Origin of the sequence: Avrilella dinanensis (assembly GCF_002807015.1) — a bacterium.
GTDB lineage: Bacteria > Bacteroidota > Bacteroidia > Flavobacteriales > Flavobacteriaceae > Flavobacterium > Flavobacterium dinanensis.
The window spans coordinates 825494-838697 of record NZ_NIPO01000001.1 but is presented as its reverse complement, the minus strand read 5'-3'; the positions used below and the strand labels follow the sequence as shown (position 1 = coordinate 838697).

General features: G+C 37.8%; 11 protein-coding genes. 7 read left to right on the top strand and 4 right to left on the bottom strand.

Annotation, left to right across the window (positions count from 1 at the left end):
• Nucleotides 1–2: 2 nt before the first annotated feature.
• On the bottom strand, nt 3–1466 hold the full coding sequence (locus CDL10_RS03995; RefSeq protein ID WP_100677347.1) for a nicotinate-nucleotide adenylyltransferase: 1464 nt from the start codon (nt 1464–1466) through the stop codon (nt 3–5).
• A gap of 83 nt (nt 1467–1549) precedes the next feature.
• On the opposite strand from CDL10_RS03995, the gene CDL10_RS03990 reads away from it, so the two are divergent.
• From CDL10_RS03990 to CDL10_RS03980, 3 genes are all read left to right on the top strand, one after another.
• Entirely contained in the window at nt 1550–2317 is a 768-nt protein-coding gene (locus CDL10_RS03990; protein WP_100677346.1) for an MBL fold metallo-hydrolase, read from the top strand.
• A gap of 123 nt (nt 2318–2440) precedes the next feature.
• Nucleotides 2441–3049 (top strand): GrpB family protein, encoded by a 609-nt coding sequence (locus tag CDL10_RS03985; protein ID WP_100677345.1) that lies wholly within the window; start codon nt 2441–2443, stop codon nt 3047–3049.
• On the top strand, nt 3049–3957 hold the full coding sequence (locus CDL10_RS03980) for a helix-turn-helix domain-containing protein (RefSeq protein WP_100677344.1): 909 nt from the start codon (nt 3049–3051) through the stop codon (nt 3955–3957). Before CDL10_RS03985 ends, CDL10_RS03980 begins: the two co-directional genes overlap by 1 nt.
• On the opposite strand, the gene CDL10_RS03975 is transcribed toward CDL10_RS03980, so the two are convergent.
• On the bottom strand, nt 3954–4313 hold the full coding sequence (locus tag CDL10_RS03975) for a DUF983 domain-containing protein (RefSeq protein ID WP_100677343.1): 360 nt from the start codon (nt 4311–4313) through the stop codon (nt 3954–3956). The genes CDL10_RS03980 and CDL10_RS03975 overlap by 4 nt on opposite strands.
• A 69-nt stretch (nt 4314–4382) precedes the next feature.
• Between CDL10_RS03975 and CDL10_RS03970 the strand changes: the two genes are divergently transcribed.
• The 4 genes from CDL10_RS03970 to CDL10_RS03955 all read left to right on the top strand — a co-directional run bounded on the left by CDL10_RS03970 (nt 4383) and on the right by CDL10_RS03955 (nt 9341).
• Entirely contained in the window at nt 4383–6020 is a 1638-nt protein-coding gene (locus tag CDL10_RS03970) for an RluA family pseudouridine synthase (protein ID WP_100677342.1), read from the top strand.
• A 360-nt stretch (nt 6021–6380) separates the two neighbouring features.
• On the top strand, nt 6381–7142 hold the full coding sequence (locus tag CDL10_RS03965) for a DUF3108 domain-containing protein (RefSeq protein WP_100677341.1): 762 nt from the start codon (nt 6381–6383) through the stop codon (nt 7140–7142).
• The gene (locus tag CDL10_RS03960) at nt 7142–8086 is read left to right on the top strand and encodes a tryptophan 2,3-dioxygenase family protein (protein WP_100677340.1); all 945 of its coding nucleotides are present in this window, start codon (nt 7142–7144) and stop codon (nt 8084–8086) included. The genes CDL10_RS03965 and CDL10_RS03960 overlap by 1 nt, the downstream gene beginning before the upstream one ends.
• Nucleotides 8079–9341 (top strand): M23 family metallopeptidase, encoded by a 1263-nt coding sequence (locus CDL10_RS03955; protein ID WP_100677339.1) that lies wholly within the window; start codon nt 8079–8081, stop codon nt 9339–9341. The genes CDL10_RS03960 and CDL10_RS03955 overlap by 8 nt, the downstream gene beginning before the upstream one ends.
• Nucleotides 9342–9395: 54 nt before the next feature.
• Here CDL10_RS03955 and CDL10_RS03950 read toward each other — a convergent pair whose 3' ends face one another.
• Both CDL10_RS03950 and mfd read right to left on the bottom strand, forming a co-directional pair.
• Entirely contained in the window at nt 9396–9854 is a 459-nt protein-coding gene (locus CDL10_RS03950) for an energy transducer TonB (protein ID WP_100677338.1), read from the bottom strand.
• Between the two features lie 2 nt (nt 9855–9856).
• Nucleotides 9857–13204: a transcription-repair coupling factor gene (gene mfd / locus CDL10_RS03945; protein ID WP_100677337.1), complete on the bottom strand. Its 3348-nt coding sequence runs from the start codon at nt 13202–13204 to the stop codon at nt 9857–9859.

Here is a 13204-nt window from a genome sequence, read left to right as displayed (position 1 = left end):
TATTAATTCTCTAATTTCTCAGGCTTCGTGGAAAAAAGTTTTTTCTCTTTTATCAGCTTTGCAATTTTTTCCGGGAGATATTGTTCCCAATCGTTCTCATTCCGGTAAATCTTTTGGATGACTTCCCGGGCGTGAATGTTCAAATCTTTCGGGTCATAATCAGTAATATCGAATATCTGTTTTTTATGAACAAAATATTCAACAATAGGCTGTAAATCAGCATCGTTCAGCTGAATGTTTTTTGAAGTAACGATATTGCCGTTCTTGTCCAGCATCGGGTACAGATACAGCTGAATATTGCTTTTAAACAATTTGCCCAGACCTTCAAAAGCACCGCCACCAAGATGTTGGTAATATTTAGAATCAAAAATATTTTCCAGGTTATTGGCTCCGAGTGCCAGACCGATTTTTTCAGAAGTATATTGAGAACAATATTCGGTTACTTTGTAATATTTTTTAAAGTTAGAAATCATCACATAATGCCCCAGAGAACATAGCAATTCGGCACGGTCAATAAAATCCTGTTCATCGATTTCACCTTCCATCAGCAAGTTGTTCAAGGTAATTTCAAACATCACTGTGGTTTGTTCTTTGGTAATTTTATTATATTCGAGAAAAAGTTCAAGTGATTTTTCTAACATATTTATATTTACCGAAGTAACTGGTCTGAAACTTCCTCTTAAAAGTAATAAATTTTTGCGGTAAAGAATATTTGCCGGTAACAAACTATTTCCTTTCGGGCCAAAAACAATAGCGTTAGAAAAGCCCTTTTTGACCAGATACATGCTCATCAAACGATTGTCTATTCCTGGAAAACATGAACCGGAAAAGTTAATACTGTCTATCTCAATCTGGTCTTTGTCTATGTGGTCATACAGGCTGTCAATCAATCTTTTGGGATTGTTACGTTTGTAAAAAGCTCCGTATATCAGATTCACGCCCAAAACGCCCAAAGTGTGCTGCTGTAAACGTGCGTCGGTTTCTTTAAACTGAATATGCAGGATAATTTCGTTGTATTCGCCTTTCGGTTCCACCTGAAAACGGATACCGACCCAACCATGACCTTTGAATTTCTTAGCAAAATCAATAGTAGCAACGGTATTTGCATAGCTGAAATACAACCGGTTCGGAAATTCATCATTGTGCAAACGCTCCTCCATCAGGCTCGATTCGTGCATCAGCATTTTTCTCAGCCGGTTTTCGGTTACATATCTGCCATCAGGCTCAACAGTATAAATTGCGTCGCTGAATTGCTTGTCATAGGCAGACATCGCCTTGGCAATAGTACGTGACGAACCGCCCGCTCTGAAAAAATGGCGGACTGTTTCCTGTCCGGCACCGATTTCGGAAAAACTTCCGTAAATGTTTTTGTTTAAATTCAGTCTCAGAGCTTTGTCTGAGATAGCAGGTTGATGCTTGATAATCCTGTCTCCGTCAATAATTAAGTCGTTTTCAAAGGCTTTCATAAAACTAAAAATATTTGTCGTATTTTTACAGCATAAAGATACTTCAATAAAACCGAAGATATTGTAATTTTGTAAAAAAAAGTATGAAAATATATTTTCTCGGAACAGGCACTTCACAAGGTATTCCGGTTATCGGGTGCAATGACGAAGTGTGCAAAAGCAATGATATTCGCGACAAAAGGTTGCGGACATCTGTTTTTGTTGATTGGGATAATGTGATTTTCCAGATTGATTGCGGTCCTGATTTCAGACAGCAAATGCTTCGCTCGGAATGCCCGCATATTGACGCATTATTGTTTACGCACGAACACGCCGACCATACCGCCGGGATTGATGACATCAGGCCTTTTTGTTTTATGAAAAAAGGATTTATGGACGTGTACGGATTGCCGAGGGTATTGCAAAATTTACAAAAACGGTTTGATTATGCTTTTGCCACCGAAAACCGTTATCCGGGTGCACCGGCATTGGCACCGCATGAAATTGAGGCAGAAAAACTATTTTGCATTAAAGGAAAAACAGTGGTGCCGATTAATGTAATGCACGGAAACCTGCCTATACTTGGTTATCGATTTGATAAACTGGCTTATCTGACCGATGTAAAAACCTTGTCAGATGAAGCATTAAATAATTTGCAGGGACTTGATATTCTTGTTATTAACGCCTTACGGATAAAAGAGCACCCTACGCATAATAATTTATCTGCTGCATTGGAATATATCCAAAAAATCAATCCGAAAAAAGCCTATCTTACTCATATCGGTCATGAACTGGGTTTGCATCAAAAAGTAGAAAAAGAATTGCCTGAAAATGTTTTTTTAGCCTATGATAATTTACAGATTGAATTGTAGTTATACTTTTCAGTACACGGCAAAAAAGATTTTTAAAAATTTAATTCACTATGTAACAAGCATTTAATTGTTTTTATCGTGTACTAAAGTTATATTCAGTTATTTAAACAATAAAATTAATTAATGAAAATAGCGTTTGAAAAATACAATCCGAAGTGGGCAATAGATTTTAAAATCATAAAAGAAGAATTGTTACAGCTCATCGGATTTCTCAATCCTCGAATTGAACATATAGGAAGTACGTCTGTAGAAGGTTTGTCTGCCAAACCCATTATTGATATTCTCGTTGGTGTGAATGATGAAACGGACTTGGAAAAAACTATTTCCCCGTTGCTAAACAATAATCATAATTATATTTATTATGAGTGCTTTAATGAAATTATGCCGTATCGCAGACTTTTTACAAAATTTAAAATTAATCCGGAAGAATTGTCCATTTCGAAGATAATCACGGACAGAAATAAAATTCCCGCAAGCACAGAAGAATTTAAATGCCGTTTGTCTAACATTCACATTTTGCCTTATGATTCCGAACACTGGATTAGGCATATTGCTTTCAGGGATTATCTGAGAGTACACCCCGATATTAAAAATCAATATCAATCATTGAAAGAGGAATTAATCAAACAAGAATGGCGTGATGTGCCTGAATATAACGGCGGGAAAGATAAATTTATCAAAACAGAAGAAAAGAAAGCGATTGATTGGTATAAAAATTTGAACAAGCACTAATGAAAAGGAAAACTAAACAATTACCGGAAATAAAATTGTTGAAAATAGACGATTTGAATCAGGAAGATTCCAATGCTCATTTTTATGCCAATTTGATTTCTAAACATTTGATTAGTAATCATTCACGCATAGAATCACATCATAAACACAATTTTTATGCAGTTTTTTTGTTTACCCGAGGAACCGGTATGCACGAAATTGATTTCAATCGGTATGAAGTCAAGCCGGGTGCGGTGTTTTTCCTGACGCCGGGCCAAACACATTGCTGGGATTTGTCGCCTGATACCGAAGGTTATTTGTTTTTTCACAGTCGTGAATTTTATGAAACTTACCACGTCAAAACCCTGTTGAAAGATTTTGTGTTTTTTGAATCGTTCCAGACAGAAAAATGTTTTTATCTGAAAGATAATGAGTTAGAAAAAGTAAAACCATTTTTTGCAGATATTTTAAATGAATATCAATCTAATCAATGGAAGAAAATTCAACTGATTAACAGCTATTTGGCACAGCTTTACATCTGGCTAAACAGATTTGTTTCAACCAAAAGTCTGCTCAATTTTGATGAACTAAAAAGATATCAAACGATTTATACCGGTTTTGAAGATGTACTCGAATCCAATTTCCTGAAAATGCGAAATGCCGGAGAATATGCTGATATACTGAATATTACACAAAAACACTTGAACCGTGTTGTCAAATCCATTACCGGAAAAACGACTACTTCGGTTATTGCCGAAAGGATTGTTCTGGAAGCCAAACGCGAACTGATTTTCTCGCAAAAATCTGTTGGGGAAATTGCCGACGATTTGAATTTTTCGGACGTGTCTTATTTTATCAAGTTTTTCAAAAAATATACGCAGGAAACACCGGCAGAATTTGCCAGACGAAACCTCACTACAAACAGTTAATCGCTGTCTTTATCCAAAAAGATATTTAGCCACATCAGGCGGGACAGCTTGTAATTAATCATCGAAAACAAGAAAGCAATCACGATCACAATAGAAAAAATCGTGATAAAAGACCAGTCAAAAATAAGCCCCAAAACAATCACGGCAATCATTTCAGCACACGTAATTCCGTAGCTGATATACATTGCACCGAAATAAAAACCTGTTTCACGATGAAAAGAATACCCGCAAACATCGCATTGTTTTTTCATTTTAGGCATTTTGAACAAAAAAGGATTGCCGTTAGAGGCAAATACTTTTGTTTTTTCACAATTCGGGCAGGTTCCTTTAGCTACTCTGTTTAAATATGATGACATAATGCATGTAAAATTTGGTACAAAGTTACTACTTTTACCACTTGTTTTGTAGAATAATAAAGCCTAATAATGGTACGAATCGGACATTTTAAAAATAATTTTCATTCTGTTTCTTTTTTATCAGACAAAGAAAAATTACCAGAAAAGTTTAATTTTCCTACCAATTACGAACCACATTCGATAGCGATTCAGGCAAGTGAAGAAGTACAGAAATATTTGCAAAAAATACATCGTCCGGACGAAAAAGGAAGAATGTATGGTGTATTGATTGTCGAAAATTCGCTGGGAGAATTAGGTTTTTTAGCAGCGTATTCCGGACAAGATAAAGAACATGACTCTTATTTTGTTCCGCCGATTTATGACCGTTTGAATCCGAACGAATTTTTTGTCAAAAATGAGGAAGAATTAACCCAAATCAATCAGGAAATAGAGCAGAGGTTAAATGATGATAAATATCTGAAAATCATTCAAGAAAAAAAATATTTTATCAGTCAATTACAAAAAGAAATTGATGAAAAAATCCAAGCAAACCAAACCGCTAAAAAGGAAAGAGAACAACAACGGAAAAATCTTTCAGGAAATAATCAGGAAGAATTAAACCAATTAATCCGTCAAAGCCAAACCCAGAAAAGTGAGTTGAACCGACTGAAAAAATTCTGGAAAAACCGTATTTCGGAAATTGAGGCATCTTTGAAAGAATTTGAAGAAAAAATCAACCAGCTGAAAGTCAGACGGCAACAGCTTTCACAACAAACGCAGCAACAGTTGTTCAAAAGCTATCATTGTTTGAATGCTTTAGGCGAAAATAAAGACATTTTGACGATTTTTGACGAGCAGTTGTCGCAAGAACCACCAGCAGGAACAGGCGATTGCTGTGCCCCGAAACTGTTGAATTATGCCTATCAAAACCAGTTGAAACCGATTACTATGGCTGAATTCTGGTGGGGAAAATCGCCTAAAACAGAAGTCAGAAAACATCTACATTATTATCCGGCTTGTCGCGGAAAATGTGAACCTTTACTCAATCACATGCTCAGAGGTTTGGAAGTGGAAGAAAATCCGCTGGACAAACAAATGAAAAACGGCAAACGTATCAAAATAATCTATGAAGACGAAGACATTGCGGTTATCGAAAAGCCGCATCAGCTGTTGTCTGTTCCTGGAATAAAAACACAAAATTCGGTTCTGGAACAAGCCAGGAAAATGATTCCGGGTATTAGCGGAGCCATTATTGTACACCGTTTAGATTGGGCAACGTCTGGATTAATGGTTTTGGGAAAGAATGAAAATGCTTACCGGAATTTACAAAATCAATTTTTAAAAAGAACGGTTTTCAAGCGATATTCAGCTCTTTTAGACGGAAAAATTAACGTTCAATCGGGCGAAATCAATTTACCTTTGCGGGTCGATTTGAATGACCGTCCAAGACAAATGGTTTGCGAAAAATTCGGCAAAAAAGCCATGACCACATACGAAATCCAGGAAATAATTAATGAAAAAACCCGCATTTACCTTTATCCTGTAACCGGACGAACCCACCAACTCAGAGTACACATGGCACATTTTTCGGGCATGAATTGTGCGATTGCTGGCGATTCGTTGTACGGAAAACCGGCAGAACGATTATATTTGCAAGCAGACCAGCTCGGTTTCCATCACCCCGTAACAAACGAATGGCTGTTTTTTGAGATGAAGCCCGAATTTTAAAATGATTTCGAATATTTTTTTGGACGAACTAATAAAATTAAATTGCCTTAACACGTGTAATTCTTGGTTAAAAAATAACACAGTTTCTAAGAGCCTGTTTAAATTTGTATTGTAAAAATGTTTATAGGTTATTTTTGAGATAGAACAAGGCAAATTTTCAAAGGATAGCAGAGCTATCGTTTTAAAATTTAACGCAGTTATAGCCAAAAAGAAGCATAAACAAATTATTAGATAAATTTTAAACAGGCTCTAAACAACAATTCCAAAAACCATCTTAAAAACTCAGCTTTATCGGCTGAGTTTTTTTAATTTTATGCTTTGGTACGCAATTTGTACCATCAACAGAAAAAGAAACCAGTTATGAAAAAAATATTTTTAACATTTTTAATCCTTACAAGTGCAGCAACCATCTATGCACAGAACGTTTTTCAATCAGGCGAATATTTCAAATTCAAAATATCGTATGGTTTGTTTAGTGCCGGATATGCTACACTGGAACTGAATGAAACTACCTATGACGGTAAAAAAGTTTTCCACGCCAAAGGTTTTGGGCAAACTACCGGAGTAACCAAAGCGTTTTTCAAAGTACGCGACGATTACCAAAGCTATTTTGACGTACAAACAGGACGTCCTTATCGCTCAATCAGGAATATTTACGAAGGTGGTTACACCCGAAATCAGGAAAGTTTGTTCAATTACAGCAACAACACCGTTAAAGTAATCGACCATAAAAACTCCAAAAGCAGTTCCTACTCCATCAGTAATAATATACAGGACGTCATTTCGGCTTTCTATGCATTGAGAAATAATCCGAAAATATCCAACATGAAAAAGAACGAATCTATCCAGATAGATATGTTTTTTGATGACGAAATTTATAAATTTAAATTAAAGTTCCTTGGTAAGGAAAAAATAAAAACTAAATTTGGGGAACAAACTGCATTAAAGTTCAGACCATACGTGCAAGCCGGTCGTGTGTTTAAGGAACAAGAGAGTTTAACAATCTGGGTTTCAGACGATTCATCTAAAGTTCCACTACGCGTTGAGGCGAGTTTATTGGTTGGTTCGTTAAAAGCAGAATTGGTTGAACACAAAGGATTAAAACAAAAACTCGGAAACTGATGACAGATACCATGCAAAAATATCAGGAAAACATTGAAAAACTCGAAGAAAAATTTCGTGCCATTGACCAAAAAACCGAAACCCACCTGGAAGGTTTATTGTGGCAAAAACCAATCACTTATTGGGATTATATACAGACAGATGCTTTGCTGAGCCTGCAAACGCAACGTTCTGTTTTCCCTGACGAAATGGTATTTATTATGTACCACCAAATCAATGAATTACTATTCAAAATGATTCTATGGGAAATCAAACAAGTGTCTTATGCCGAAAATCTGACGACACAGTTTTTCACGGAAAGGCTATATAGAATCAGTCGTTACTTTGACATGCTTACCACCTCTTTCGACATTATGGGCGACGGCATGGAAACTAAGCAATATCTTAAATTTCGTCACACACTTACTCCGGCGAGCGGTTTCCAAAGTGCTCAATATCGTTTAATTGAATTCGCATCTACCGATTTAATCAATCTGATTGATGCACGTCACAGAGCAACCATTGACCGGAACACGCCATACGAGCACGCCCTGGAACACCTTTATTGGCAAGCAGCAGGCAAAGATTATAAAACAGGCAAAAAATCTTATTTAATCAATGAATTCGAAAAGAAATACAAAAAAGAATTCCTTGATTTTATGGAAGAATACAATACCATCAACCTTTGGCAGAGATTCAAACAACTGCCGGAAGAAGACCAGAAAAATGAAAATTTGGTCAATGCGATGCGTCACTATGACAAAACGGTAAACATTACTTGGGTTATCGGACATTTCAAAGCAGCCAAAAAATATATCGAAAGCGAATCGGGGCCGCAGGAAGCAACTGGAGGAAGTGATTGGAAAAAATATATGCTGCCGGAATATCAAAGAAGGATATTTTTCCCTGAATTATGGTCTGAAGAAGAATTAGCCAACTGGGGAAAAAATGCTTTGAATGAGTAATATACGCAGTACATATTTATTTTCTTTAGCATTAGCAATCGCAGTATTATTAGGCTGTTTTGGCTGTGATAACAACAAGAATCTGCCAACTGATGGCAACAACAATGATTCTGTTGATTCGTTGCCGGAAGAAAACATCTTTGGTTTCCCGCTGAATGACTACATCATTGAACGCGATACAATCAAACGAGGCGATAATCTCAGTAAAATTCTGGCCCGGCACGATTTCGACGCAGTAGAAATTGCCAAAACTGCCGAAAAAGTCCGGGATTCTTTTGATTACAAAAAGCTTCGTCCCGGAAAAGTGCTTACTTTACTCAAAAGCAAAACAACTCCTTCCACGCTGGATATATTAGTCTATGAACCTGACAATATGGGGTTTAATGTGATTAATTTCAAAGATTCCACTTATGCTTATACCGTCAATTATCCGGTAACTTATACAGAGAAAACCGTTGCCGGAGAAATTTCCGGTTCGTTGTCCGAATCTTTACAAAGAGAAGGCTTAGACCCCGGATTGGGAACACACTTATCGAACGCTTTTGCCTGGTCGGTCGATTTCTTTAAATTCAGAAGAGGCGACCGATTTGCGGTAACTGTCCGTGAAAAATATATCAATGACACTATCTATGTTGGAATTGATGAAATTTTAGGAGCTTATTTTAATTATCAGGGGAAAGAAGTTTATGGATTTTCTCATTCCAAACCCGATAGCAAAACCACAGAATTTTTTGATGAAAACGGCAAGCAGATGAAAACCATGTTTCTGAAAGCCCCACTAAAATACTTCCGGATTACGTCTAAATTTACCAAGAGTCGGTTTCATCCGGTACAAAAACGTTGGAAAGCTCATAATGGCACCGACTATGCTGCACCGCACGGAACACCGATTATGGCAACGGCAGCAGGCAAAGTAATAGAAGCCGGATATACCGCCGGAAACGGGAATTATGTTAAAATTAGACATAACGCCACCTACACAACACAATACCTGCATATGAGCAAAATATTGGTAAAAAGAGGACAAACCGTTCAGCAAGGACAAACTATCGGGCGGGTAGGCAGCACCGGTTTGGCAACAGGGCCTCATGTGTGTTATCGTTTCTGGAAAAATGGCGTACAGGTTGACCCGTTAAAACAAAATCTGCCGACCTCTCAGGCAATGGATAAAAATGATTTACCGGCATATCTGGAAAAAATCAAGCCCATAAAACAGCATATCGACGAGGCTTTGATGGATAAATTTCCGAATTAGATTTAATTTAGATGTTCAGCCGTCAACATCTAACAGGCAATATCTTTTCAATAATCATTTTCCCAACAAATCTTCCACATAAACCGAAACAGGTACAGAAAACGTTTGCGAAATCGGTTTGCCGTTTTGGGTGGCAGGAACCCAACGACTGGATTTTACTACTCTTACTGCCTCTTTGTACACGCTGTTTTCTTTCGTTGAATTGACAGGTTTGAAGTTTTGAGGGTTTCCGTTTTCATCAATATCAAATAGCAGATAAACCGTATAATAGGCTTGCTGCGGGTCGAGGTTCAGCTCTTCAATATTTACATTATGGAAGTTAAAATTCTCAGCAATATAATTTCTAAAAGCCCGCAAACCTTTGTCAAAACGGGCATTGGTTCGTATAGGCACATCAACACTGTCAGTAACTGTTTCAGGCACGATAACTTCTGTCTGAACATACACCGAATCCTGCTGTGCCGAAACATCAGTGCTCAAAATCAATAACAAAAAGGCAAATATCATTCTCATTTTTAGTTGATTTTATAGATTAACGACAACGCTTTGTCAATGCTTTTCACTTGTTCAAAGGTAAGCAATAATCGCAAACCTTTTTTGGTTTCTTTTTCTTTCAGCCTACACAACGTCGGATTGTTTTGTACAAACATGAGCACTTTTCTGAACTGGTCGGTTTGGTAAAAAGGTGAACTTTGGTCGGCAACAAAATAACCAATCATTTTTCCTTGTTTCAGCACAAGTTTTTCGATGCCTAACTCCACCGCTTTCCATTTGATTTTCACACTGTCCAGCAAATTTCTGGCAGTTGGCGGAATCTGTCCGAAAATATCGGTTATTTTCTCTTCAAATTTTGCCAGCTCCTGCTCATTTTTGACGGCATTCAACTCGTTGTAAAGATTCATTCTCTCAGTAATGTTATTCACATAATCATCAGGAAAAAGCACTTCGAAATCAGATTCCAGCACAAAATCTCTGACGTATTTCTTCGGTTTTTCCGGTTCGTTTTCGTCATATAATTCCTTGAATTCATCTTCTTTCAGTTCCTCAATTGCCTCATTCATGATTTTCTGGTAAGTTTCAAAACCGATTTCGTTGATAAAACCGCTTTGTTCGCCACCGAGCAAATCCCCTGCCCCTCTGATTTCCAAATCTTTCATAGCAATGTTGAAACCACTTCCCAGATCCGAAAACTGTTCCAAAGCCTCGAGGCGTTTTCGGGCTTCTTCGGTCATCAAACTATAAGGCGGACAAATAAAATAACAAAACGCTTTTTTGTTGCTTCGCCCAACACGACCTCTCATCTGGTGCAAATCAGACAGTCCGAAATTGTTGGCATTATTGATAAAAATAGTGTTGGCATTCGGTACGTCCAACCCGCTTTCGATAATCGTGGTGGCAACCAACACATCATATTTCCCATCGATAAAATCGAGTAATGTTCGTTCCAATTGTTTGCCGTCCATTTGCCCGTGACCGACAGCCACTCTGGCATCAGGTACCAGTCGCTGAATCATTCCGGCAATTTCCCTGATATTTTCGATTCGGTTATTGATAAAAAACACTTGTCCGCCACGTTCAAGCTCCATGCTGATGGCATCGCGGATAGTTTCTTCATTAAAACCAACTACCGATGTTTCAATCGGATAACGGTTAGGCGGTGGTGTCGAAATTATGGACAAATCACGTGCCGCCATCAGCGAAAACTGTAAAGTTCTCGGTATCGGCGTGGCAGTTAAAGTCAATGTGTCAATGTTTTCGCCCAATGTTTTGAGCTTATCCTTTACGGCAACGCCAAATTTTTGTTCTTCATCAACAATCAGCAAGCCCAAATCCTTGAATTGAATGCTTTTTCCGACCAACTGATGTGTACCAATGATGATGTCGATTTTTCCGTTTGCCAAATCTTCCAGCGTCTGGGTTTTCTGCTTTCCGGTTTTGAAACGGTTGAGATATTCCACCCGAATCGGCAGATTTTTCAATCTTTCCCTGAAAGTCTGGTAATGCTGAAACGCCAAAACTGTAGTCGGAACCAACACAGCCACTTGCTTGCCGTTGTCCACCATCTTGAATGCAGCACGAATGGCAACTTCCGTTTTTCCGAACCCGACATCGCCACAAACCAATCTGTCCATCGGTCGTTCGTTTTCCATATCGGCTTTGACATCGTTGGTCGCTTTGTACTGGTCGGGCGTATCTTCATAAAGAAACGAGCTTTCCAATTCAGCCTGCAAATAACTGTCTGGGGCACAAGCAAAACCTCTTTCTGTCCGTCTTTTGGCATATAGTTTAATGAGGTTAAAAGCAATTTCCTTAACCCGGGCTTTGGTTTTTTTCTTCAGGTTTTTCCATGCTTGTGATCCCAATTTGTATATTTTCGGCTCGGCACCGTCTTTGCCGTTGTATTTGGCGATTTTATGTAAAGCATGTATGCCGACATATACAATATCATTGTCTGCATAAATCAACTTAATGGCTTCCTGTTTTTTGCCATCAACTTCTATTTTTTGTAACCCGCCGAATTTTCCGATTCCATGGTCGATATGCGTCACATAATCGCCTACCGACAAAGAAGTCAGCTCTTTAAGGGTAATATTTTGCTTTTTGTTTTTGGAATTTTTGATAGAAAAACGATGATACCGCTCAAAAATCTGATGGTCGGTGTAACAGGCTATCTGGTTTTCATCATCGATAAATCCCTGATATAACGGAAAAACTTTGGTTTCGTACGAAATAACCTGTTTCTGTCCGTTTTCTTTGAAATTCTCGAAAATATCGTAAAAACGAGTGGCTTGTGCCTCGCTCGTGCAATACAAATAATTGACATAACCGTTTTGATGATTGGTATTCAGGTTGTCAATCAACAAATCGAATTGCTTGTTGAAAGTCGGTTGCGGACGAAAGAGAAATTCAATTTTTTCATTCGGAACAAAATCCGGATTTTCGTTCAGGCAAACCGAAGTAAAATGGAATAATTGTTTGGTCAATTCCTTGCCGGAAACGAACATTTCTGCCGGGCTTAATCGTTTGATGGTTTGGTCTAACCGAGCAAAAGCATCTTCGGCTTTTTCAAAAAGATGTTGTAAACGGTCTTTTAAAAATTGTGTATTTTGCACAAAAACAATCGTTTCATTTTTGATGAAACTCAAAAAATTTTCCCGCTGTTCCTGTGTGGATTTGTTGGCAATATTTGGGATAATATCAATCTTTTTCAGATTTTCGACCGATAATTGTGTTTCGATATCAAACGTACGGATACTGTCAATTTCATCGCCGAAAAATTCAATACGATAAGGCAAATCATTAGAAAACGAAAATACGTCTAATATACCGCCGCGAACAGAAAATTCGCCGGGTTCGGTAACAAAATCAACGCGTTTGAAATCATATTCAAACAGCGTTTCATTGACTTTGTCGAGTGATATTTCTTCATTCAAAATCAGCCTGAGCGTATTTTGTTCCAATTGTTTTTTGGTTACTACTTTTTCGAGCAACGCATCGGCATAAGTTACAATAATCGCCGGTTTTTTGCGGGAATTGATGCGATTGAGCACCTCGGCCCGAAGTAAAACATTGGCGTTGTCTGTTGTTTCAATTTCGTAAGGTCGGCGATATGAACCGGGATAAAACAACACATCTTTTTTGTTCAGCAAATTCTCTAAATCGTTCAGATAATAAGCCGCTTCCTCCTTGTCGTTGAACACGAGCATAAACGGATTGTCAGCCTGGCGGAAAAGTTCCTGAACGACAAAAGACAAAGACGACCCGACAAAACCTTTGGCGAGAATTTGGTTTCTTTTTACAAGAATGCTTTTTAGTAATTGTTTGGTTTTACTGTTGTTAGCGTATATGTCTGATAAATTCAT

Bases quoted from the DNA above. Each gene is read 5' to 3' on its own strand.
- CDL10_RS03995 (WP_100677347.1), bottom strand. From the start codon at position 1,466: ATGAAAGCCTTTGAAAACGACTTAATTATTGACGGAGACAGGATTATC.
- CDL10_RS03990 (WP_100677346.1), top strand. From the start codon at position 1,550: ATGAAAATATATTTTCTCGGAACAGGCACTTCACAAGGTATTCCGGTT.
- CDL10_RS03985 (WP_100677345.1), top strand. From the start codon at position 2,441: ATGAAAATAGCGTTTGAAAAATACAATCCGAAGTGGGCAATAGATTTT.
- CDL10_RS03980 (WP_100677344.1), top strand. From the start codon at position 3,049: ATGAAAAGGAAAACTAAACAATTACCGGAAATAAAATTGTTGAAAATA.
- CDL10_RS03975 (WP_100677343.1), bottom strand. From the start codon at position 4,313: ATGTCATCATATTTAAACAGAGTAGCTAAAGGAACCTGCCCGAATTGT.
- CDL10_RS03970 (WP_100677342.1), top strand. From the start codon at position 4,383: ATGGTACGAATCGGACATTTTAAAAATAATTTTCATTCTGTTTCTTTT.
- CDL10_RS03965 (WP_100677341.1), top strand. From the start codon at position 6,381: ATGAAAAAAATATTTTTAACATTTTTAATCCTTACAAGTGCAGCAACC.
- CDL10_RS03960 (WP_100677340.1), top strand. From the start codon at position 7,142: ATGACAGATACCATGCAAAAATATCAGGAAAACATTGAAAAACTCGAA.
- CDL10_RS03955 (WP_100677339.1), top strand. From the start codon at position 8,079: ATGAGTAATATACGCAGTACATATTTATTTTCTTTAGCATTAGCAATC.
- CDL10_RS03950 (WP_100677338.1), bottom strand. From the start codon at position 9,854: ATGAGAATGATATTTGCCTTTTTGTTATTGATTTTGAGCACTGATGTT.
- mfd (WP_100677337.1), bottom strand. From the start codon at position 13,204: ATGAATTTATCAGACATATACGCTAACAACAGTAAAACCAAACAATTA.